This is a genomic window from Agrobacterium sp. rho-13.3 (assembly GCF_033957765.2).
Taxonomy (GTDB): Bacteria; Pseudomonadota; Alphaproteobacteria; order Rhizobiales; family Rhizobiaceae; genus Agrobacterium.
In genome coordinates, this window is sequence record NZ_CP192774.1 from 2,967,786 (window position 1) to 2,988,076 (window position 20,291).

The 20,291-nt window shown below is 56.4% G+C and carries 19 protein-coding genes; 11 read left to right on the forward strand and 8 right to left on the reverse strand.

The annotated features are described in order from the left end of the window. Positions 1 to 16 precede the first annotated feature (16 nt). Positions 17 to 652 (forward strand): 2,3-bisphosphoglycerate-dependent phosphoglycerate mutase, encoded by a 636-nt coding sequence (locus tag RMR16_RS14370; RefSeq protein ID WP_320200221.1) that lies wholly within the window; start codon positions 17 to 19, stop codon positions 650 to 652. A gap of 121 nt (positions 653 to 773) precedes the next feature. On the opposite strand, the gene RMR16_RS14375 is transcribed toward RMR16_RS14370, so the two are convergent. Beyond that, positions 774 to 2,270: a CoA-acylating methylmalonate-semialdehyde dehydrogenase gene (locus tag RMR16_RS14375; RefSeq protein ID WP_320200220.1), complete on the reverse strand. Its 1,497-nt coding sequence runs from the start codon at positions 2,268 to 2,270 to the stop codon at positions 774 to 776. Positions 2,271 to 2,408: 138 nt separating this feature from the next. On the opposite strand from RMR16_RS14375, the gene RMR16_RS14380 reads away from it, so the two are divergent. Together RMR16_RS14380 and RMR16_RS14385 are read left to right on the forward strand one after the other, a co-directional pair. Next, complete coding sequence (locus RMR16_RS14380; protein WP_320200219.1) at positions 2,409 to 2,723, forward strand: putative quinol monooxygenase; 315 nt, start codon at positions 2,409 to 2,411, stop codon at positions 2,721 to 2,723. Continuing rightward, a complete protein-coding gene (locus tag RMR16_RS14385; RefSeq protein WP_320200218.1) occupies positions 2,720 to 3,601 on the forward strand; it encodes a LysR family transcriptional regulator in 882 nt (293 codons plus the stop codon). The genes RMR16_RS14380 and RMR16_RS14385 overlap by 4 nt, the downstream gene beginning before the upstream one ends. On the opposite strand, the gene RMR16_RS14390 is transcribed toward RMR16_RS14385, so the two are convergent. From RMR16_RS14390 to hutI, 5 genes are read right to left on the reverse strand one after another with little or no spacing between them, the layout of a single operon-like run. After that, the gene (locus RMR16_RS14390) at positions 3,598 to 4,161 is read right to left on the reverse strand and encodes a HutD/Ves family protein (RefSeq protein WP_320200217.1); all 564 of its coding nucleotides are present in this window, start codon (positions 4,159 to 4,161) and stop codon (positions 3,598 to 3,600) included. The genes RMR16_RS14385 and RMR16_RS14390 overlap by 4 nt on opposite strands. Positions 4,162 to 4,166: 5 nt before the next feature. Next, a complete protein-coding gene (gene hutU, locus RMR16_RS14395; protein ID WP_320200216.1) occupies positions 4,167 to 5,852 on the reverse strand; it encodes a urocanate hydratase in 1,686 nt (561 codons plus the stop codon). An 11-nt stretch (positions 5,853 to 5,863) separates the two neighbouring features. Continuing rightward, positions 5,864 to 6,664: an N-formylglutamate deformylase gene (hutG, locus tag RMR16_RS14400; protein WP_320200215.1), complete on the reverse strand. Its 801-nt coding sequence runs from the start codon at positions 6,662 to 6,664 to the stop codon at positions 5,864 to 5,866. A gap of 1 nt (position 6,665) precedes the next feature. Continuing rightward, complete coding sequence (hutH, locus tag RMR16_RS14405; protein ID WP_320200214.1) at positions 6,666 to 8,201, reverse strand: histidine ammonia-lyase; 1,536 nt, start codon at positions 8,199 to 8,201, stop codon at positions 6,666 to 6,668. After that, entirely contained in the window at positions 8,198 to 9,442 is a 1,245-nt protein-coding gene (gene hutI / locus RMR16_RS14410) for an imidazolonepropionase (RefSeq protein ID WP_320200213.1), read from the reverse strand. Before hutI ends, hutH begins: the two co-directional genes overlap by 4 nt. A 90-nt stretch (positions 9,443 to 9,532) precedes the next feature. Between hutI and RMR16_RS14415 the strand changes: the two genes are divergently transcribed. Both RMR16_RS14415 and RMR16_RS14420 read left to right on the forward strand, forming a co-directional pair. Next, positions 9,533 to 10,876 (forward strand): formimidoylglutamate deiminase, encoded by a 1,344-nt coding sequence (locus RMR16_RS14415; protein ID WP_320200212.1) that lies wholly within the window; start codon positions 9,533 to 9,535, stop codon positions 10,874 to 10,876. 71 nt (positions 10,877 to 10,947) lie between these two features. Beyond that, positions 10,948 to 11,877: a DMT family transporter gene (locus RMR16_RS14420; RefSeq protein WP_320200211.1), complete on the forward strand. Its 930-nt coding sequence runs from the start codon at positions 10,948 to 10,950 to the stop codon at positions 11,875 to 11,877. Positions 11,878 to 11,902: 25 nt separating this feature from the next. Here RMR16_RS14420 and kduD read toward each other — a convergent pair whose 3' ends face one another. After that, the gene (gene kduD / locus RMR16_RS14425; protein WP_320200210.1) at positions 11,903 to 12,661 is read right to left on the reverse strand and encodes a 2-dehydro-3-deoxy-D-gluconate 5-dehydrogenase KduD; all 759 of its coding nucleotides are present in this window, start codon (positions 12,659 to 12,661) and stop codon (positions 11,903 to 11,905) included. Positions 12,662 to 13,106: 445 nt separating this feature from the next. On the opposite strand from kduD, the gene RMR16_RS14430 reads away from it, so the two are divergent. From RMR16_RS14430 to pncB, 5 genes are all read left to right on the forward strand, one after another. Beyond that, the gene (locus RMR16_RS14430) at positions 13,107 to 14,213 is read left to right on the forward strand and encodes a DUF475 domain-containing protein (protein WP_320200209.1); all 1,107 of its coding nucleotides are present in this window, start codon (positions 13,107 to 13,109) and stop codon (positions 14,211 to 14,213) included. 351 nt (positions 14,214 to 14,564) lie between these two features. Continuing rightward, positions 14,565 to 14,909 carry a MarR family winged helix-turn-helix transcriptional regulator gene (locus tag RMR16_RS14435; RefSeq protein ID WP_320200208.1) on the forward strand — a complete coding sequence of 115 codons (345 nt, stop codon included), beginning with the start codon at positions 14,565 to 14,567 and terminating at the stop codon, positions 14,907 to 14,909. 17 nt (positions 14,910 to 14,926) lie between these two features. Beyond that, positions 14,927 to 15,775, forward strand: a complete 849-nt coding sequence (locus RMR16_RS14440; RefSeq protein ID WP_320200207.1) for an NlpC/P60 family protein — start codon at positions 14,927 to 14,929, stop codon at positions 15,773 to 15,775. Between the two features lie 93 nt (positions 15,776 to 15,868). Next, entirely contained in the window at positions 15,869 to 16,228 is a 360-nt protein-coding gene (locus RMR16_RS14445; RefSeq protein WP_320200206.1) for a hypothetical protein, read from the forward strand. Between the two features lie 161 nt (positions 16,229 to 16,389). Beyond that, positions 16,390 to 17,694 (forward strand): nicotinate phosphoribosyltransferase, encoded by a 1,305-nt coding sequence (gene pncB, locus RMR16_RS14450; RefSeq protein ID WP_320200205.1) that lies wholly within the window; start codon positions 16,390 to 16,392, stop codon positions 17,692 to 17,694. A gap of 181 nt (positions 17,695 to 17,875) precedes the next feature. Here the strand turns inward: pncB and RMR16_RS14455 are convergent, their stop codons facing one another. Next, a complete protein-coding gene (locus RMR16_RS14455; RefSeq protein WP_320200204.1) occupies positions 17,876 to 19,273 on the reverse strand; it encodes a leucyl aminopeptidase family protein in 1,398 nt (465 codons plus the stop codon). Between the two features lie 141 nt (positions 19,274 to 19,414). Here RMR16_RS14455 and RMR16_RS14460 point away from each other — a divergent pair, with 141 nt between their 5' ends. Further along, positions 19,415 to 20,239, forward strand: a complete 825-nt coding sequence (locus tag RMR16_RS14460) for a tetratricopeptide repeat protein (protein ID WP_320200203.1) — start codon at positions 19,415 to 19,417, stop codon at positions 20,237 to 20,239. Positions 20,240 to 20,291: the final 52 nt, after the last annotated feature.

The following is a 20,291-nucleotide window of genomic DNA, read 5'->3' on the forward strand; positions in this document are numbered from 1 at the left end:
TGGAGAGATATTGAAAATGAGCGGAACCCTCGTCCTCGTTCGTCACGGCCAAAGTGACTGGAACCTCAAGAACCTCTTCACCGGATGGCGTGACCCGGATTTGACGGAACTCGGCGTCGAAGAAGCCAATGCGGGCGGCAAGGCGCTTGCCGATTACGGCATCAAGTTCGACGTGGCCTACACATCATCGCTGATCCGCGCCCAGAGAACCTGCCAGATGGTTCTTGACAATGTCGGCCAGTCCGACCTTGAAACCATTCGCGATGAGGCGCTGAACGAGCGCGACTACGGCGAATTGTCTGGCCTCAATAAAGATGATGCTCGCGTAAAATGGGGCGAAGAGCAGGTCCACATCTGGCGCCGCTCCTACGACATTCCACCTCCAGGCGGCGAAAGCCTGCGTGATACCGGCGCTCGCGTCTGGCCTTATTACCTGACAGAAATCCTGCCGCGTGTATTGCGTGGTGAAAAGGTTCTGGTTGCCGCACACGGCAATTCGTTGCGCTCGCTCGTCATGGTTCTCGACAAGTTGAGCAAGGAAGAAATTCTCAAGCTCAATCTCGCGACCGGCGTGCCCATGGTCTACAAGCTGAATGCAGATTCAACCGTCGCTTCCAAGGAAGTGCTGGGCGACATGTCCGCCGCGCATTGACTGTGAAAAAGCGCCGCGGGCTTTAGCTCTGCGGCGCTCAGTTTGATGACGGTAGAGTTCGTCATCTTGGATATGATCAGGGCGGCGAGAGCCGCCCTTTTATTTTCCATTATTGACGCAATCACTTCATCGTCGGCATGACGAATTCGGCACCTGCCTTGATGCCGGATGGCCAACGCGATGTGATGGTTTTGGTTTTCGTCCAGAACTTGATCGAATCCGTGCCGTGCTGGTTGAGATCGCCGAAGCTGGATGCCTTCCAGCCACCGAAGGAGTGGTAGGCGAGTGGAACGGGAATTGGCACGTTGATACCGATCATGCCGATGTTGATGCGGCTGGCGAAATCACGGGCGGCATCACCGTCACGGGTGAAGATTGCAACACCGTTGCCGTATTCATGCTTCATTGGCAGTTCGAGCGCTTCTTCGTAATTCTTGGCGCGAACGACAGAGAGAACCGGCCCGAAGATTTCTTGTTTGTAGATATCCATGTCCGGGGTGACGTGGTCGAACAGGCAGCCGCCGACGAAATAACCATCTTCATAACCCTGAAGATTGAAGTCGCGGCCATCGACCAGAAGTTCAGCGCCTTGCTCGACGCCACTGTTGATAAGGCCTTTGACGCGGGCTTGTGCTTCTTTGGTAATCAGCGGACCCATATCGGCCTTGTCGTCGGTATAAGGTCCAATTTTCAGTGCTTCGATCTGCGGGATGAGCTTTTCAACCAAGCGATTGGCTGTATCTTCGCCCACGGGAACAGCAACGGAAACGGCCATGCAGCGTTCGCCAGCCGAACCGTAACCAGCACCCATCAGCGCGTTGACGGCCTGATCCAGATCGGCATCCGGCATGATGATCATGTGGTTCTTTGCGCCACCGAAGCATTGGGCGCGTTTGCCATTCATGGCAGCAGTGCCGTAAACATAGCGTGCGATGGGCGTGGAGCCGACAAAGGAAACCGCGCCGATATCCGGGTTGGTCAAAAGGCCGTCCACGGCGCTCTTGTCGCCATTGATGACGTTCAAAATACCGGCAGGCAGGCCAGCCTCGATCATCAGTTCTGCAAGACGGATCGGCAGAGATGGATCTCGCTCGGATGGCTTGAGGATGAAAGCGTTGCCGCAAGCAATCGCTGGCGCAAACATCCACATCGGGATCATGCCCGGAAAGTTGAACGGCGTGATGCCGGCGCCAATGCCAACCGGCTGGCGGATGGAATACATATCGATGGCCGGGCCAGCACCCTCGGTGAACTCACCCTTGGAAAGATGCGGAATGCCACAGACGAATTCGCAGACTTCCAGACCACGAATGATATCGCCTTTGGAATCGTCAACCGTCTTGCCGTGTTCGCTGGAAAGAAGAACCGCCAGTTCGTCCATGTTCTGGTTCAGCAGCTCCACGAATTTGAAGAAAACGCGGGCGCGGCGCTGCGGGTTTGTCGCTGCCCATTTGGGCTGTGCCGCCTTGGCGCTGTTCACGGCTGCGAGAATTTCCGCGTCACTTGCCAGCGAAAGCGTGGCTTGCACTTCGCCCGTGGCCGGATTGTAGACATTGGATGTGCGGCCGCTGGTGCCTGCCACATGCTTGCCGTTGATGAAATGGCCAATTTCTTTCATGGATGTTCCTCCGGGATTTTTGATGACCAACCATCGCACTTCAATTTACACAAATCAACGCGTTGAAATAAGTAACCGTTGTGCGTAAATTATAGCGCAATCAGTGTTGAGGTGTGTCTTACAGAAAGTGAACAGCCTATGAGCGATGAAACTGTCGTGAGAATGGCGGAAATCGAAATCGATCCGGTTTATCTGGAGGCCTATCAACGTTTGCTTGCCGAGGAAATTGAGATTTCCGTCAATATTGAAGAGGGCGTGCTGGCATTGAATGCGGTCGCGATCAAAGGCTATCCAGAAAAGATTCGCATCCTTGAGGTCTATGCGAGCCGCGCAGCATACGAAGCCCATCTACAGACGCCGCATTTCCTGAAATACAAGGCGGGAACGGTTGGAATGGTAACATCACTCAACTTGATCGACGTTGAGCCCTTGATGATGCACAGCAAACCATGAACTGGGATGACGTCCGTATCTTCCTCGCCGTTGCACGGACCGGGCAGATTCTTGCCGCCTCAAAACGCCTCGGTCTTAATCATGCAACACTCTCCCGGCGGCTGACCTCGTTGGAAGAGGCACTGAAAACACGGCTTTTCACCCGCCGTACCAATGGCTGCGAATTAACGGAGGATGGAAGCCGGTTTCTCATCTCTGCCGAGCGCATGGAAACGGAAATGCTCAGCGTTCAGGCAAGCCTTGGGCGAGGGGATGCGGCCATCAGCGGAACGGTGCGGATTGGCGCGCCGGATGGTTTTGGGGTTTCTTTTTTGGCCCCGCGCCTTGGTGCGCTGACGGCGCTGCACCCGGAATTGAAGATCGAATTGGTGCCAGTGCCGCGTTCCTTTTCCTTGTCGCAGCGTGAGGCGGATATTGCAATTACCATCGAGAGGCCGGAACAGGGCAGGCTGGTTTTCTCGAAACTCACCGATTATTCGCTCGGCCTCTATGCCTCAAAATCCTATTTGAAAGAGAGCGGCGCACCTGACACCGTTGAGGCACTGAAACTGCATCGCCGGATTGGGTACGTCGAGGATCTGATATTCGCACCATCGCTCAACTATACCGGCGAAATCCTGCGTGATTGGGATGCAAGTTTTGAGATTTCCAGTGCCATCGGCCAGACGGAAGCGGTGCGCTCTGGCGCGGGCATTGGAATTCTGCACGACTATATTGCCAGAAGTCACGCAGAGCTGGTGCGGGTGCTGCCGGATATCGCGATCCGCCGGTCCTATTGGACAGCGTTTCATGAAAACGCCCGGCAGCTCGCCCGCGTTCGAACTGTTGCGCAGTTCCTTCAGGATATCGTCGCCAACGAGCGGCAGATATTCGTTTAGAGCGGGTTCACGCGGATGACATAGCAGACGATGTTTCTGGCTTCGATGGCAATTGTATCGTCGATCCAGACCGCGTCCAACGCTTCAAGGACTACGCTGTCCTGACTGGATTTCATGGGCACGCTGCCCGTCGCAAGCACTATAATCGTTTCCGTATCGGACTGTTTCGAGACAGAAAAACTGCCGCTTGCCCGCTCGACCTGATGCGTAAAACTCTCACGCCGTGTCATCACGTTCAGGTCGGTAATTGTGCCTTCCGGCAAGGTAGCGTCCACAGCAACGTCAGCCGCAAAGGAACGTGGTTGGCTGTGCCGAGTCAACAGCACAGGTGCCGCGCCATCGATGGCCAGCGACATGCCGTTGCCATCCAGAATGGACAGTGTGCGATCTATACCGGGAAAGATCGAGAATGGGCCATCGCTGGCAACCGTTGCCATGCTGATGCGCCAGTCGAAATCACTGACGGACGCGTTGGGAGGAAAGACGGTGATTTCCACCGTCTCCCCGCCACCATTCTTCCACGGCATGCGTTTGTAATCGCTGGCGCGTAAGACTTTCATGTGCATCAGTTACCCAGAATACCGGGCAGACGAAGGCCCTTCTCACGGGCGCAATCCAGCGCGATGTCATAACCGGCATCGGCATGGCGCATAACGCCTGTGGCCGGGTCGTTCCACAATACGCGGTCAAGACGCTTTGCGGCGTCTTCCGAACCATCGGCGCAGATAACAACGCCGGAGTGCTGGGAGAAGCCCATGCCCACGCCGCCGCCGTGGTGCAGAGACACCCATGTGGCGCCGGATGCGGTGTTGAGCAATGCGTTGAGAAGCGGCCAGTCGGACACGGCATCCGAGCCATCCTTCATTGCTTCCGTTTCGCGGTTCGGCGATGCGACGGAACCGCTATCGAGATGGTCACGACCGATGACGACTGGTGCTTTCAACTCGCCGCTCTTGACCATGTCATTGAAGGCCAGGGCGAGGCGATGGCGATCACCCAGACCAACCCAGCAGATGCGGGCGGGCAATCCCTGAAACGCGATGCGTTCGCGCGCCATGTCCAGCCAGTTGTGCAGATGGGTGTTGCCGGGAGTGAGTTCTTTCACCTTGGCATCTGTCTTGTAAATATCCTCCGGGTCGCCGGAAAGGGCAGCCCAACGGAACGGGCCGATACCACGGCAAAACAGTGGACGGATATAGGCAGGCACGAAGCCGGGGAAAGCGAAGGCGTTTTCCAAGCCCTCTTCCTTGGCAACCTGACGGATATTGTTGCCGTAATCGAGTGTCGGAACGTCTGCATTCCAGAAATCGACCATGGCCTGAACCTGAAGCTTCATGGAGGCGCGGGCTGCGGCTTCCACGGCTTTCGGGTCGCTCTCCTGCTTGGCACGCCATTCCGCAACGGTCCAACCGGCTGGCAGATAGCCGTGGATCGGGTCATGTGCCGAGGTCTGGTCGGTGACGATATCCGGGCGCGGACCACCGGCCTTCATGCGCTTGACGAGTTCCGGGAAGATTTCCGCCGCATTGCCGATAAGGCCAACAGATTTGGCTTCGCCAGCCTTCGTCCACTGGTCGATCAGCGCCAAGGCCTCATCCAGCGTATGCGCTTTTGCATCGACATAACGGGTGCGCAGGCGGAAATCGACGCGGGTTTCATCGCATTCCACGGCAAGGCAGCAGGCGCCAGCCATCACGGCGGCCAGCGGCTGCGCGCCACCCATGCCTCCGAGGCCGCCGGTCAAAATCCATTTGCCGGTGAGGTTGCCATCATAGTGCTGACGACCGGCCTCCACGAAAGTTTCGTAGGTGCCCTGCACGATTCCCTGCGTGCCGATGTAAATCCAAGAACCGGCAGTCATCTGGCCGTACATGGCCAGTCCCTTTTTATCCAACTCGTTGAAATGTTCCCACGTCGCCCAGTGTGGTACGAGGTTGGAGTTTGCGATCAGCACACGCGGCGCATCCTTGTGGGTGCGGAACACGCCCACCGGCTTGCCGGATTGCACCATCAACGTTTCGTCTTCGTTGAGGTCTTTCAGCGTGGCGACGATCTTGTCGAAGTCGGCCCAGGTGCGCGCTGCACGACCAATACCCCCATAGACCACCAGTTCATGCGGACGCTCTGCCACGTCTGGGTCCAGATTGTTCATCAGCATACGAAGCGGCGCTTCGGTCATCCAGCTTTTGGCGTTGAGTTGCGTGCCTGTGGGGCTGCGGACTTCACGTTCATTGTGGCGCGGGTTGGTCATGATTTCTCCCCTTATCGTTTGGTTTCGAGCGCAAACTGTTCCATGCGCGTCAGAATGGATTTGAGATGAATGCGAAGTTTCGTCGCTTTGCCTTCGTCATAGGCAAAGGGCGGCGTTTCGGTGGCAAGATGGGTGGATTGGGCCAGTTCCATCTGTATGGCGTGAACGCTATGATGTGGTTGTCCGTAGTGGCGGGTTGTCCAGCCGCCCTTGAAGCGGCCGTTCAAAGTGGATGTGTGACCTTCGGCCTTCGACGTTACATCGACAGCTATGCTTTCGATGGTCGGATCACAGGTCTTGCCCTCATCAGTGCCGATGTTGAAATCCGGCAACGCGCCTTCAAACAGGAAGGGGATGTGCGAACGGATCGAATGGCAATCATACAGAATGGCGATGCCGTGGATGGCCTTCACCCGCTCGATTTCTGCAGCCAATGCCGCATGGTAGGGCGCGTGGAAGGTTTCGAGCCGATGGGCGATGTCCGCTTCGGTTGGCTCTTCATCCGTCTTCCAGATCGGCCTGCCATCAAAATCCGTGTCTGGAACGAGACCGGTGGTGTTCTGTCCGGGGTAAAGGCTAACACCAGCAGGGTCACGATTGGCATCGATGACATAGCGGTGGAAGGTGGCGCGAACCGTCGTCGCGTCATCCAGCAGACCAGCATAGAGATCGTGAATATGCCAGTCGGTATCGGCAAGGATTTTGCCGTTGTCGTTCAGGCGTCCCCAAATTTCCGTGGGTACCTCGGTGCCAGTGTGCGGCAGGCCGAGGATGATGGGGGAGGTGCCTTGATGCAGGTCGAAAACCGACATCTCACGCCTCCAGCTTCGGCAAGATGCCATCCGAAATCGCGGCGACCAGTGCGCCGGATGCAATAAGCTCGGAGGCTACTTTCAGGTCTGGCGCCATGTAGCGGTCATCATCCAGCGAAGGAATGACATTGCGTAGCACGGCCATCGCCTTTTGAAGTTCCGGGCTGGTCTTCAGCGGGCCACGCAGTTCCACGCCTTGAACAGCAGACAGGGCTTCAATACCGAGAATGGCAAAGAGGTTTTCCGTCATGACCAGCAGGCGACGTGCGCCGTGGCAGGCCATGGAAACATGGTCTTCCTGATTGGCCGAGGTGGGCGTGGAATCTACCGAGGCCGGATGCGACATCTGCTTGTTTTCACTCATCAGCGCGGCCGAGGTCACTTCGGCGATCATGAGGCCGGAATTCAGGCCCGGCTTTTTGGAGAGGAAGGCAGGCAGGCCGTAGGACAAAGCAGGGTCCACCAGAAGTGCGACACGGCGCTGGGCAATCGCACCGATTTCGCAGATGGCAAGCGCCGTCTGATCGGCAGCAAAGGCCACGGGCTCGGCATGGAAATTGCCACCTGAAACGACCGAATTGTCGGACAGCACCAGCGGATTGTCCGTCACCGCATTGGCTTCAATTTCCAATGTGCGTGCAACTTGTCGCAGAAGATCCAGGCAAGCACCACCCACCTGTGGCTGGCAGCGAATGCAGTAGGGGTCCTGCACGCGCTCGTCACCTTCAATGTGGCTGACACGGATTTCAGAGCCTTCCAGCAGGTTGCGAAGGGCTGCACCCGCATCGATCTGGCCCTTATGGCCGCGAAGCGTATGGATATCGGGATGGAAGGGCGCGGAAGAGCCCATTGCGGCATCTGTAGAAAGCGCGCCGGTAATCAGCGCCGCCTGTGCAGCGCGGTGGGTGCGGAACAGACCGGCGAGTGCAAGCGCAGTTGAAGTCTGCGTGCCGTTGATCAGCGCCAGACCTTCTTTTGCGGCCAGCACGACTGGCTGAAGGCCGGCCTTGGAAAGCGCTTCCGCTGCGGGGAGCAGCGCGCCTTCATAAAACGCTTCGCCTTCACCCATCATCACGGCGGCCATATGTGCGAGCGGAGCCAGATCGCCGGACGCACCGACCGAACCTTTTTCCGGAATGGACGGAATCACGCCCTTTTCCAGCATGCCTTCAATCAGCCGAACCAGCTCCAGCCGCACGCCGGAGGCACCACGACCGAGCGAAATAAGCTTCAGCGCCATGATGAGGCGAACGACATTTTCCGGCAGTGCAGCACCCACGCCGCAACAATGCGAGAGAATGAGGTTGCGTTGAAGCGTAGCCACATCGGCAGCATCGATCTTGATCGAAGCCAGTTTGCCGAAGCCGGTGTTGATGCCATAGACCGGAGCATTGCCCGCAGCGATTTCGGCAATGCGCTTTGCTGCTTTTTCAATGCCTGCATCGAAGGAACGGTCTAGCTTTGCTGAACCATTGTTCCAATAAATATCTGCGAGAACGTCAAGCTGAACCGCGCCGGGATGAAGTGTGATGGTCATAGTGTCGTCCGTCCCTTGAAGATACGTGCATGAAGCGGGTTAAAGCCGATGCGGTAGATAAGCTCGGCAGGCCGTTCGATGTTCCATATGGTGAAATCAGCGGATTTTCCGACCTCAAGCGTGCCGGTTTCTGTGAGAAGTCCAAGTGCTTTTGCCGCATTGCGTGTCGTTGCTGTGAGGCATTCTTCCACCGTCAGGCGGAAAAGCGTGGCACCCATATTCATGGTCAACAGCAAAGAGGTCAGCGGTGATGTGCCTGGGTTGCAATCGGTGGCGAGCGCAATATCAGCACCCGCGTCACGCAGCGCCTGCACCGGCGGCAGTTGTTTTTCGCGCAGGGCATAGAAAGCACCGGGCAGCAGCACGGCAACGGTTCCAGCCTTTGCCAAAGCTTTTGCGCCCGCCTCGTCCAGATGTTCCAGATGGTCAGCGGAAAGTGCACCGTAGGATGCGGCAAGCGCCGCGCCGCCAAGGTTGGAAAGCTGCTCCGCATGGAGTTTGACGGGCAGTTCCAAGGCTTTTGCCTTGTCAAAAACGGTGCGGATGTCTTCGGGGGAGAAAGCAATGCCTTCGCAAAAACCGTCAACCGCATCGATCAAGCCTTCCGTATGACCGCGCTCCATTCCCGGCAAAACAACGTCTGCTATATAGTCGGCATTGCGGCCCTTATAGTCGGTGGGTGCGGTGTGGGCAGCAAGATAGGTGGTGAGGATGCGCACCGGCCGCAGCGTTTCCAGCTTGCGCGCCACACGCAGCATTTTCAGCTCTGTTTCAATGTCCAGTCCATAACCGGATTTGATTTCGATGGTCGAAATGCCCTCGGCCAGCAGCGTGTCCAGCCGTGGCAATGCCTGCGCAATCAACTCGTCTTCGGAAAGCGTGCGTGTATCGCGCACGGAAGACACAATGCCGCCGCCCGCCTTGGCAATTTCTTCATAGCTTGCGCCATTCAAGCGCATTTCGAATTCCATGGCACGGTTGCCGCCAAAAACGAGGTGGGTGTGGCAATCGATGAGAGAAGGCGTGATCCAGCGACTTTCACAATCAACCGTCTCGGCAGCATTGTTGAATTGCTCCGGCAATTCTGATTCCGGGCCTGCGAAAAGGATACGGCCATCACGAACGGCAATCGCGCCATTTTCAATAATTCCAAGGCCTGACTGCGAAGGATCAAGTGTTGCAATCCGCGCATTTCGCCACAGCGAAATTGGGCTATTTTTCGAAATGGAGTTTGCGTCCATGATGAATTTTCCCTTCCCTTATGTTTAATATGTATATACATAATGAAGGCAGAGGCAAGAGCCTGCGATATGAAAAAATGAGGAGCCAAGATGACCCTTCATGCTGAAACCGCTTTGCTGCCAGAAGGCTGGGTAAAGAACGTTCGTCTGATGATTACGGATGGCAGGATCGCTTCGGTTGAAGTCGGGGCAGCACCAACGCAGGGCGATGAGCGTCACAAGGTTCTCGTTCCAGCTATGCCAAACCTGCACAGCCACGCTTTTCAGCGCGCCATGTCTGGCATGGTGGAAACGCGCGGGGCCACCAATGACAGCTTTTGGAGCTGGCGCACGCTGATGTATCGTTTCGCGCTGACCATGACGCCGGACCAGATGGAAGCCGTTGCCGCGCAGCTTTATATGGAAATGCTGGAGGCCGGTTTTGGCCGGGTCGGCGAGTTCCATTATCTGCACCACGATAAGGACGGCGGCCACTACGCCAATATCGCCGAGCACGCCGAACGCATCGCGGCGGCGGCGTCGCAGACTGGCATAGCGCTCACGCTACTTCCCGTGCTTTATGCCCATTCCGGTTTTGGCGGTCTGGAGCCGGTGGACGGCCAGCGCCGCTTTATCAATTCAACGGATAGTTTTGCGCGCTTGCTGGAAGGTTGCCGCAAGGCAGTCGCGACATTACCCAAAAGCGTTGTTGGTGTCGCACCTCACAGCCTGCGCGCAGTGACACCGGAAGAGCTGGCCATCGCCGCGCAACTTGCTCCAGATGCACCCTTGCATATTCACATTGCCGAGCAGGTGAAAGAAGTCGAGGACTGCATTACATGGTCAGGCCAACGCCCTGTTGAATGGCTGCTGGACAATGCCGATGTGACAGATCGCTGGTGCCTCATCCATGCCACCCATATGACAGAAGGTGAGACTGAAGGCGTGGCGAAACGCGGTGCGGTCGCGGGTCTTTGCCCCATCACCGAAGCCAACCTTGGCGATGGCACGTTTCCGGCGACGGAGTTTCTGAATGCGGGCGGCGCGTTTGGCATTGGTTCTGACAGCAACGTGCTGATCGGCGTGGGTGATGAGTTACGGCAACTGGAATACTCGCAGCGCCTCTTGCACCGCGCCCGCAATGTTATCGCGCCCGCGAATGGCTCCACGGGTCGCACATTGTTTGATGCGGCGCTGATTGGTGGTGCGCAAGCCTTGGGTGCCAGGGTGGGTATTGCGCAAGGTCAGGCCGCGGATTTCGTGTCTCTGGATGTCGAAAACGCGCCTTATCTAGAGGGTGATCACCTGCTGGATGGTTGGATTTTCGGCAATTTGGTGAAGCCGGATAGGGTGTGGGTCAACGGCAAGACGGTCGTGCAGCAGGGGCGTCATGCGCAGCGCGAGGCTATCTCCCGTCGCTTCCGGCAAGCAATGAAAGAACTTTTGTCAGCATAGGGCATTCGCTGGGCTTGACTCCAATAGGTACGTGTTTGAGTCATGGGCCTCTAGGGAGTTCAAAAAACAAAATGCCCAATTTTCTTCGCAAGCTTTCGCCGACCAGTCTCGGCGTGGCCGTCATGCTGCTCGGTATGCTTCTGTTCGCCTTGAACGATGCCATGGGGAAGTGGCTGGTCGCGACCTATAGTTTGGGGCAGGTGGTGCTGGTGCGCAGCGCGGCTGCCATCATCGTGCTTTTGCCCATTCTGTGGAAAGCGGGCCTTAGCACTCTTGTGCGGATTGAACGCCCTGTTTTGCAGGCCTCTCGGGTGTTTTTTTCCACGGCGGAACTCTTTTGTTTTTACTTCGCGGTCGCGGCGCTGCCCTTGGCAGATGTCATGACCTATTGGCTGGCCGCACCCATTTATGTGGCGGCACTCTCGCCGTTTTTATTGGGTGAAAAGGTCGGTTGGCGGCGCTGGACGGCCATCGGCATTGGCTTCGTGGGCGTTTTGATTGCGCTCAATCCGAGTGCAGCCAGTCTCACCCCGGCGGCTTTGTTCTCTATTCTCGGCAGCGCCGCCTTTGCGTTTATGATGCTTTCTGGCAGGCAGCTTCGCAATACGCCGGATACGGTTTTGGCCTTCTGGCAGGTCGTCGGTGCAGCCCTTGCCGGTGTCGTCGCCCTTGCCATCGCGCCATCGGTTTGGGTACCGTTGAAATCCGGTTTTGACCTGTCACTTCTTTCGCTTTTGGGCATCGTCGCCGTGGTGGCGCATATACTGGTCAACCGCGCGCTGAAACTTGCCGATGCCGCCACGGTCGCGCCGTTGCAATACACGCTGTTGCTGTGGGCCGTCGTTTTCGGGTGGCTGATGTTCGGGGATGTTCCGCAGCCGGGCATCATCATCGGCGCGGGCCTAATCGTGCTGTCTGGCCTCTATATCTTCTTCCGCGAAAACACGTTGAAGCGCAGGCAAGGCAAACAAACCAATCAGACGGTAGACGACATCGTGTAAGCCACGATGTCGTCAGGCTGATGAATCAGCGCGCGAGCCAGCCCCCATCGACTGGCAGCACGGTGCCGTGAATGTAGTTCGAAGCGCTCGATGCAAGGAAGACAGCCGCGCCGCCGATCTCATCCGGCTTGCCCCAATGACCGGCCGGAATACGCGCCAGAATGGCAGCATTGCGGTCCGGGTCGTTGCGCAATGCTTCGGTGTTGTTGGTGTCGAAGTAGCCGGGCGCAATCGCGTTGACGTTGATGCCCTTGGATGCCCATTCGCAGGCCAGAAGGCGTGTCAAACCGGCAAGGCCGCTTTTGGAGGCCGTGTAGGACGGAATACGAATGCCGCCCTGAAACGACAGAAGCGAGGCAATGTTTATGATCTTGCCGGGCTTGTTTTCTGCGACCAGATGGCGGGCAAAGGCTTGGCTGAGAAAGAACACCGTTTTCAGGTTCACGTCCATTACCGCGTCCCAGTCGGCCTCGCTGAAATCCAGCGAATCGGCGCGTTTGATAATGCCCGCATTGTTGATGAGAATATCCGCGCTGCCCGACCAGCGAACCGTTTCTTCGATAATCTCGGCAACAGGCGCAATTGAAGACAGGTCAGCCTTGATGCTGTGGGTCTTGCCACCAATGGCCGCGATTGCCTCTTCCGTCTCAGCCATGGAGGAGCGCCCGACGAGCGCGACCGAGGCGCCCGCACCAGCCAGTGCCGTGGCAATGCCCTGTCCAAGTCCCGTATTGGCCCCGGTGACGATGGCGGTCTTGCCGGTCAAGTCGAAGGAAATCGTCATTCCGTTTCTCCATACTCAAGAAGTTCGCGATTGGTGTGAGTGTCTACCGCACGTAAGCCACGCAGGCAAGAAAACAAATAGTATCTATTTGCAAAATGATATGACAACGATGCACCTCGCAACTTTTGTTTGTAAATTGAAAGAAAGAACGCGCGCAATGTGGTCTATGAGGCCGAAAAAACAACTTTGGCCTTGACGAAATCACGAAGTTGAGAGACTTACAAAGTACTCCTAGCCCTTGGACATCGGGCATTGGGTAAAAGAACTTTGGTGCCGGGCCCCTCTGGCGAGAGTTTTACGGCGCTCTCGCGATGTCGGTACCGCCTGCTTGTTACGCCGGCGGATTTAAACCCATGAAGAATCTGACCATGCATTCCGTGCATGCGCTTTGCGCCATGCCCGTTTCGCGTCTTTCCGTTCCCACGATCATCAAGGGAGCGCTGTGATGACACCGACAACAAACTCGACACTCGCCTATTTTAAATGGGCCTTCATCGTTACGGTCGTGGGCCTGCTGCTTGGCGGCTATCTTGGCTGGGAAATGACCGGCACCATCAGCGGCACTGCCACGATCTTTTTCATCTGCGCGGTTCTGGCTGTGCTGGAAATCTCGCTTTCCTTCGATAACGCCATCGTCAATGCCAACAAGCTCAAAGACATGACGCCGGAATGGCAGCAGCGCTTCTTGACCTGGGGCATTCTGATTGCCGTTTTCGGCATGCGTATCGTCTTTCCACTGCTGATCGTCGTCATCGCCGCCAATGTTGGTCCGTGGACAGCCATGGTCATGGCGGCAACCGAGCCGGAACGTTACGCCCAGATCATGAAGGACGCCCATCTGCCGATCGCAGCCTTCGGCGGCACCTTCCTGATGATGGTGGGTCTGAGCTTCTTCTTCGACCACGAAAAAGACGTACACTGGGTGCGTTGGCTTGAAGAAAAGATTTCGACCTACTCGTCCATCAAGGGCATCGAAATCGCCTTTGTTCTGATCATCATGCTGGTCTTCTCGCGCATCATCAGCAACAGCGCAAATCCGGCACTTGGGCCGGAAGCGGCAACCGTGTTCTTCAGTTCAGCCATCTGGGGTCTTTTGACCTTCCTGCTGGTCGAAGTGCTGGGTGGTATTCTGGATCGCAGCCAACAGGTGCTGCAAGGTGCGGCGAAGGGCGGCTTCGGTGCGTTCCTCTACCTCGAAGTTCTGGATGCCAGCTTTTCGTTTGATGGTGTTATCGGTGCCTTCGCGCTGACCTCCAATCTCTTCATCATCGCCATTGGTCTTGGCATCGGCGCCATGTATGTGCGCTCGATGACGATCATGCTGGTCGAAAAGGGCACGCTTGCAGAATACCGTTATCTTGAGCATGGCGCGTTTTACGCCATCCTCATCCTCTCGGTCATTATGTACGTGCAGAGCCTGTTCCACATTCCTGAGGTCATTACCGGCCTTGGTGGTGCGGCGCTCATCGGTCTCTCACTCTGGTCTTCTATCCGTTACAACAAAAAGGAAAGAGCGCTGGAAGCCGAAGGCGGTCACACGGCTGAGGTTTGACCCTTTAAAAACAGCCTTTCGCCGTGCTGGCGAAGGGTTCGCTCCTGCATCATATTTGCGCAGTGATTAAAAAATAACCTTTGTGGTGTGGTGTCGAAAAAGAATGAACTCCCTTAAGCTGCTGATTTAGAAGTCATTATACGCCAGATCAAAACTGGCATGTTTCCTGCTTATAATCGGTAAGTCCAGAGGGGACACAAAAGGCTCGAAAACGGGCAAACAGACCGCCGCCATTATTGATGCGCTGTTGCAGCCGCAGAAAATAATGGCGGCGGTTTTGTTTTATTCATCGATTTGCAGGAAGATGAGCTAGAATTAATTGATCTTGGCAGCAAATAAGTGGAGCGGAACTTGGCCGTGGAACTGTCGCCGACGCAAGCGCTGGGCCTGTGGCATAGGGTCGTGATACGCCAAGTCGAGGAAGATGCACCCGATCTGACCTCGCGGCAGATGGCAATTCTCCTGCATATTTATCTCATACCGCCACCGCACACAGTGCGAGGGCTAGCGTCTCTGCTTGGTGTCACAAAACCTGTGATTACCCGCGCATTGGACAGTATGGGAACGATGGGGCTTGTTGAGCGCGAACGCGATACACGTGACCGCCGCAATGTGGTGATAAAACGCACGGTCGCCGGTGCGCTCTATCTGGAAAAATTCGGCGATTTGATTATTGATCAGGCGCGCAAGGCTTAAACTTTGGAACCAAAGCAATGACACTCGACCGCCGCCTGAATATTTTCCGTGATGACTTGGCTGATGAAAAGCTGAAAGGCCAAGTGGAGGCGGATCGTTTCGTCAGTGGCGCGCCCGCGCAAATCACCGTCCCGGTTATCGGTCTTCGCCCCAAACCGGATTTGGCCTCGGGCATTGATACGGAGCTGTTGCTTGGAGAAACGGTTCGTGTTTTCGACCGGGCGGATGGTTGGGCATGGGTGCAGGCAGATGCCGATGGTTATGCGGGCTACCTGCCCGAAACTGCGGTCGGCGATATATTGCCCGCCACGCATCGCATCATCGCGCCGCGCACATTCCTTTATCCAGCCGCCGAACTCAGAAAGCCACCGATTGCAGCTGTTTCCATGGGCAGCACTCTGGCCTTTGTGCGCGACGCTGAAACCCGAGGCACCCGCTATCTGCTGACCGAACAAGGCGAGGGCGTTATCGCTGCCCATTGCGTTGCCGTGGGGCAAACCTTGCAGGATGACGACTATGTTTCGGTGGCATTGCGCTTTCTGGAAACACCCTATCTTTGGGGCGGTCGCTCGGGTTTTGGTATCGATTGCTCCGGCCTCGTCCAGCTTTCCATGGCCATGGTTGGCAAATTTGCTTTGCGCGATACGGATATGCAGGTCGCGTCGCTTGGCACGGAAATCACCCGCGAAGAGTTGCAGCGCGGTGATCTGGTATTCTGGAAGGGCCACGTCGGCATTATGGAAGATGCGGAAACACTGCTCCATGCCAGTGGCCACACGATGAGTGTGACGCGGGAAAATCTCGATGACGCGATCCGACGCATCGGCTGGCTATATAACTTGCCGACATCCTATCGTCGGCCTTGAATATTTTCACGAAAACGTTTGAAGACATCCGCTGTTTCGGCGCAATTTTTGACCTATATGGAGTTGCGAGCAAACCAATCGCGGGACCCGGACATGACAAGATCAGCAACAGGCATCGTGGCGTTCATTCTCGCCGCTCTTTCCATTGCCTCTGTCGGTCATGCGCAAACGGTTTATGAAAATGGCTACATGCCAGCACCGGATGCCTACGCCAATCTGCCCGGCGTCAAAGACCCCAAGACGCTTCAGCCAAAGGAACGTTATACCTGCCATTCGACAACGGTAGCCTCTGGTTACCCGGATGGACCGTATCGCGATGTGTTCGGCAATCGCGGCCTGCCCATGCAGGGTTATCGCTGTACCGGCTCCGCCGGTGTCTCTGCCACTGGCACCCGCGTACCCACTTCGAAAGACTGGTATCCAGGCATAAACCCGCCCGCGACAGATTTCTGATCTGGTCTTCCCGAACCATCTTTGACCAAACCGGTCTGGACTTGCGAAGGTTCTTTCAGATAAGGCTTTAGCCTGGGAGCGGATCAGACTCCCAAGGGCTTAGGATTTTTTGAAATGCGCGGCGATACCGGCTTTGTCCGGTGCGGGGGATAGCAGCAGCAATGACGAAGATAGATATAGCGACCCGTGTTCACAACCACACCTGGAAGCTGGACCCCATCATCCGCAGTCTCATTGATACGGATTTCTACAAGCTTCTGATGTTGCAGATGATCTGGAAGCTGTATCCAGAGGTCAATGCAACATTCTCGCTCATCAACCGCACCAAAACGGTCAAGCTCGCAGAAGAGATCGACGAGATGGAGTTGCGCGAGCAGCTCGATCATGCCCGCACACTCAGGCTTTCGAAGAAGGAAAGCATCTGGCTGGCTGGTAACAGCTTCTATGGCCGTTCGCAGATTTTTGAGCCAGAATTTTTATCGTGGCTGGATAGCTATCAATTGCCGGAATATGAGCTGTTCAAGCGGGATGGCCAATACGAGCTGAATTTCCACGGGCGGTGGATGGATACCACGCTATGGGAAATTCCGGCCCTTGCCATCATCAACGAGTTGCGGTCACGCAGTGCCATGCGCTCGCTCGGCTATTTCACGCTTGATGTTCTGTATGCCCGTGCGAAAGCCAAGATGTGGGAAAAGGTAGAGCGTCTGCGCGAGCTTCCCGGCCTGCGCATCTCCGATTTCGGCACCCGCCGCCGTCACAGTTTTCTGTGGCAGCGCTGGTGCGTGGAAGCCTTAAAGGAAGGCATCGGCCCTGCCTTTACCGGCACCAGTAATGTATTGCTGGCTATGGATTCAGACCTTGAAGCGGTCGGCACCAACGCGCACGAGCTTCCTATGGTCGTCGCCGCCCTTGCACAAAATGACGAGGAGTTGGCCGCCGCACCCTATCAGGTGATGAAGGACTGGAACCGGCTTTACGGTGGCAACCTGCTGATCGTGCTGCCAGATGCGTTCGGAACCGCAGCCTTCCTGCGCAATGCGCCGGAATGGGTGGCCGACTGGACCGGTTTCCGCCCCGATAGTGCCCCACCCATCGAGGGTGGCGAGAAGATTATCGAATGGTGGAAAAAGATGCACCGCGACCCGAAGAAGAAACTTTTGATCTTCTCGGATGGTCTTGATGTCGACGCCATCATCGACACCTACAAACATTTCGAAGGCCGCGCCCGCATGAGCTTCGGTTGGGGCACCAACCTCACCAATGATTTCGCGGGCTGCGCACCGAAAACAATCGAAAGCCTGAAACCGATTTCGATCGTCTGCAAGGTCAGCCATGCCAATGGTCGCCCGGCCGTCAAGCTTTCGGATAATCCGCAAAAAGCCACGGGAGAGGCGGAAGAGGTACAGCGCTACCTAAAATTTTTCGGTCAGGAAGACCGCAAAGATCAGGATGTTTTGGTTTAAGGCGAGGCGGCTTATCCGCTTTGAGGTTTGCTGATAAAGCGTGCCAAACCCTTCATTGTCATGCTCGGACTTGTCCCGGGCATCTACCCACGCCTCCAAAATTGCAACCTAGCAGATCCTCGGGACTAGCCCGAGGATGACGTCGAGTGAGAATTTGAGCTTGTCCCAAGCCCAATCACCATTACGTCTTCGCAAAGTTCCGCGAAATATAATGGAACAGCGCCCGGATAGCCTGTGCCTCGCCGCCGATGGAGGAATGCGGGCGTTCGCTGAGAGACCAGCCGTAAATATCGAAATGCGCCCATTTTTTCGTTTGGGTTACGAAACGCTTGAGGAATAGCGCTGCGGTAATAGAGCCCGCCATGCCGCCCGCTGGCGCATTGGTGATGTCGGCGGCGCGCGAGCGGATATCTTTGTCGTAGCCCATGTAGAGTGGCAGTCTCCACAAAGGGTCGTCCACATCCATGCTCGCATCGGCGATGCTGTGGGCAAGGTCTTCGTCGTCGGTGAAGAAGGGCGGAACATCCGGGCCAAGTGCGACGCGGGCAGCGCCGGTCAGAGTCGCCATGTCGATCATCAGGTCAGGCGCATCGTCGTCCGCATAGGCCAGAGCGTCGGCCAGAACGAGGCGACCTTCGGCATCCGTGTTGTCGATCTGGACCGTCAATCCCTTGCGGCTCTTGTAGATATCGCCGGGGCGGAATGCGTTGGACGAGATGGAGTTTTCCACCGCAGGCACGAGAACGCGCAGTTCGATGGGCAGGCGCGCATCCATAATCATCAGCGCGAGGCCCAGCACATTCGCAGCGCCGCCCATGTCCTTTTTCATCAACGCCATGGAGGAGGAAGACTTTATATCAAGGCCGCCTGTATCGAAGCAGACACCTTTACCAACCAGTGTCAGACGCGGGTGACCTTTCTTACCCCATGTCATTTCCAGCAAGCGTGGCGCGCTGGCGCTGGCGCGGCCAACCGCGTGAATGAGCGGAAAGTTTTCTTTCAGCAGATCGTCGCCGGCGATGACAGATACCTGCGCTTTGTAATGGGCACCCAAACTGCGGAAGGGGATTTCAAGTTCGTCCGGTCCCATGTCATTGGCCGGCACGTTGATAAGATCACGCGCCAGATAAACGCCTGCCAGAACGCGTTTGATTTCCGCATCTTCCGCATCGCGGGGAATGAGCAGTTTCGCACCATTGCTTTTTACCGTGCGATATTTATCGAAGTGGTAGGCACCTAGACCGAAGCCCAGCGTCAGGCGGTTGACAGTGAGGGGCGCCGTCTCGATGTGCCAGTCCCCTTCAGGCAATTCGCGCGCCAGCTTGCCCGTTATAAACGGTATTTCCGAAGGGTTGGTGCCGAGACCGAGAAGCGCGCCCCCCAACGCTCCTTCTGCGGAAGGGATCAACAGGATCGCACCCGCGTCCGCTTTAAAGCCTGCCTTGCGCGCCCAATCCAAAGCAATCGGGTCGATCGCTCCCTGCTCGATATGTGCAGGCGTGATTGCGAAGACCGGTAATGTCTTGCCTGCCTTGGAGCTGAAAGGGGTCGGGCGCTCGATAAATTGATAGGGGGCCATGGTCAGCTTTCGTAAAGGTCTGGAATCAGCAAATTAACACTCTGTTAGGGTTAACAGATTATTGCTTGAGCGTAGGTTGCGTCGAATAAAATAACGACTCACCGCACATTTTCGATCCAAACCCAGAGCCGGGGCAATGTTATGATTGCTGTTACAGTCCTTCCAGCCCGCCACAAGACGCTGCTGCGCGGCGTTTGTGCGGCAGCGCTAGCCCTTGCTCTTGCCAGCTGTTCCACGAACAAGCCAGACCGTATGTCCACCGGCTCCATTGCGCCTGTCTCCCATTCCTATGATCAGATGAACATGGAGCAGTTGCGCCAAGCCGAAGCCTCGACTGGCAAAGCCTATGAGCGCAATCCCAAAGATCGTGGGACAGGGTTGAATTACGCCAATCTTTTGATGATGACGGGCAAAAACGCGCAGGCTTTGGCTGTGATGCAGCAGATTGCCATCGCTTATCCATCCGACCGTGAAGTGCTCGCATCCTATGGCAAGGCGCAGGCCGCTGCCGGTCAGTTGGAGCAGGCGCTGAGCACGATCAATCGCGCACAGACGCCGGATCGCCCGGACTGGCGTTTGTATTCCGCCGAAGGTGCGGTGCTGGATCAACTCGGCCGCTCCAACGAAGCCCGGACGAAATATCGTCAGGCGCTGGATCTCAAACCCAACGATCCAAGCATCTTGTCCAACCTCGGCATGTCTTACGTTCTCCAAAGCGATCCGCGCACGGCAGAAACCTATATGCGTTCCGCCGCCTCGCAGCCCGGTGCAGACAGCCGTATTCGCCAGAACCTCGCTCTCGTCGTTGGTCTTCAAGGCCGCTTCGAAGAAGCTGAACGCATTGCGACGCAGGAACTTTCCGCTCAGCAGGCGCAGGCCAATCTCACCTATCTCAGAGGCATGCTCTCACAGCAAAATGCCTGGTCGCAGCTTTCCGACAAGAACAAGAAAAAAGCGACAAACTAATTTGTATTTGTTGATGGGTTGAAGATAAGGCGGCCTGCGTGGTCGCCTTTTT

Bases quoted from the DNA above. Each gene is read 5' to 3' on its own strand.
- RMR16_RS14370 (WP_320200221.1), top strand. From the start codon at position 17: ATGAGCGGAACCCTCGTCCTCGTTCGTCACGGCCAAAGTGACTGGAAC.
- RMR16_RS14375 (WP_320200220.1), bottom strand. From the start codon at position 2,270: ATGAAAGAAATTGGCCATTTCATCAACGGCAAGCATGTGGCAGGCACC.
- RMR16_RS14380 (WP_320200219.1), top strand. From the start codon at position 2,409: ATGAGCGATGAAACTGTCGTGAGAATGGCGGAAATCGAAATCGATCCG.
- RMR16_RS14385 (WP_320200218.1), top strand. From the start codon at position 2,720: ATGAACTGGGATGACGTCCGTATCTTCCTCGCCGTTGCACGGACCGGG.
- RMR16_RS14390 (WP_320200217.1), bottom strand. From the start codon at position 4,161: ATGAAAGTCTTACGCGCCAGCGATTACAAACGCATGCCGTGGAAGAAT.
- hutU (WP_320200216.1), bottom strand. From the start codon at position 5,852: ATGACCAACCCGCGCCACAATGAACGTGAAGTCCGCAGCCCCACAGGC.
- hutG (WP_320200215.1), bottom strand. From the start codon at position 6,664: ATGTCGGTTTTCGACCTGCATCAAGGCACCTCCCCCATCATCCTCGGC.
- hutH (WP_320200214.1), bottom strand. From the start codon at position 8,201: ATGACCATCACACTTCATCCCGGCGCGGTTCAGCTTGACGTTCTCGCA.
- hutI (WP_320200213.1), bottom strand. From the start codon at position 9,442: ATGGACGCAAACTCCATTTCGAAAAATAGCCCAATTTCGCTGTGGCGA.
- RMR16_RS14415 (WP_320200212.1), top strand. From the start codon at position 9,533: ATGACCCTTCATGCTGAAACCGCTTTGCTGCCAGAAGGCTGGGTAAAG.
- RMR16_RS14420 (WP_320200211.1), top strand. From the start codon at position 10,948: ATGCCCAATTTTCTTCGCAAGCTTTCGCCGACCAGTCTCGGCGTGGCC.
- kduD (WP_320200210.1), bottom strand. From the start codon at position 12,661: ATGACGATTTCCTTCGACTTGACCGGCAAGACCGCCATCGTCACCGGG.
- RMR16_RS14430 (WP_320200209.1), top strand. From the start codon at position 13,107: ATGACACCGACAACAAACTCGACACTCGCCTATTTTAAATGGGCCTTC.
- RMR16_RS14440 (WP_320200207.1), top strand. From the start codon at position 14,927: ATGACACTCGACCGCCGCCTGAATATTTTCCGTGATGACTTGGCTGAT.
- RMR16_RS14445 (WP_320200206.1), top strand. From the start codon at position 15,869: ATGACAAGATCAGCAACAGGCATCGTGGCGTTCATTCTCGCCGCTCTT.
- pncB (WP_320200205.1), top strand. From the start codon at position 16,390: ATGACGAAGATAGATATAGCGACCCGTGTTCACAACCACACCTGGAAG.
- RMR16_RS14455 (WP_320200204.1), bottom strand. From the start codon at position 19,273: ATGGCCCCCTATCAATTTATCGAGCGCCCGACCCCTTTCAGCTCCAAG.
- RMR16_RS14460 (WP_320200203.1), top strand. From the start codon at position 19,415: ATGATTGCTGTTACAGTCCTTCCAGCCCGCCACAAGACGCTGCTGCGC.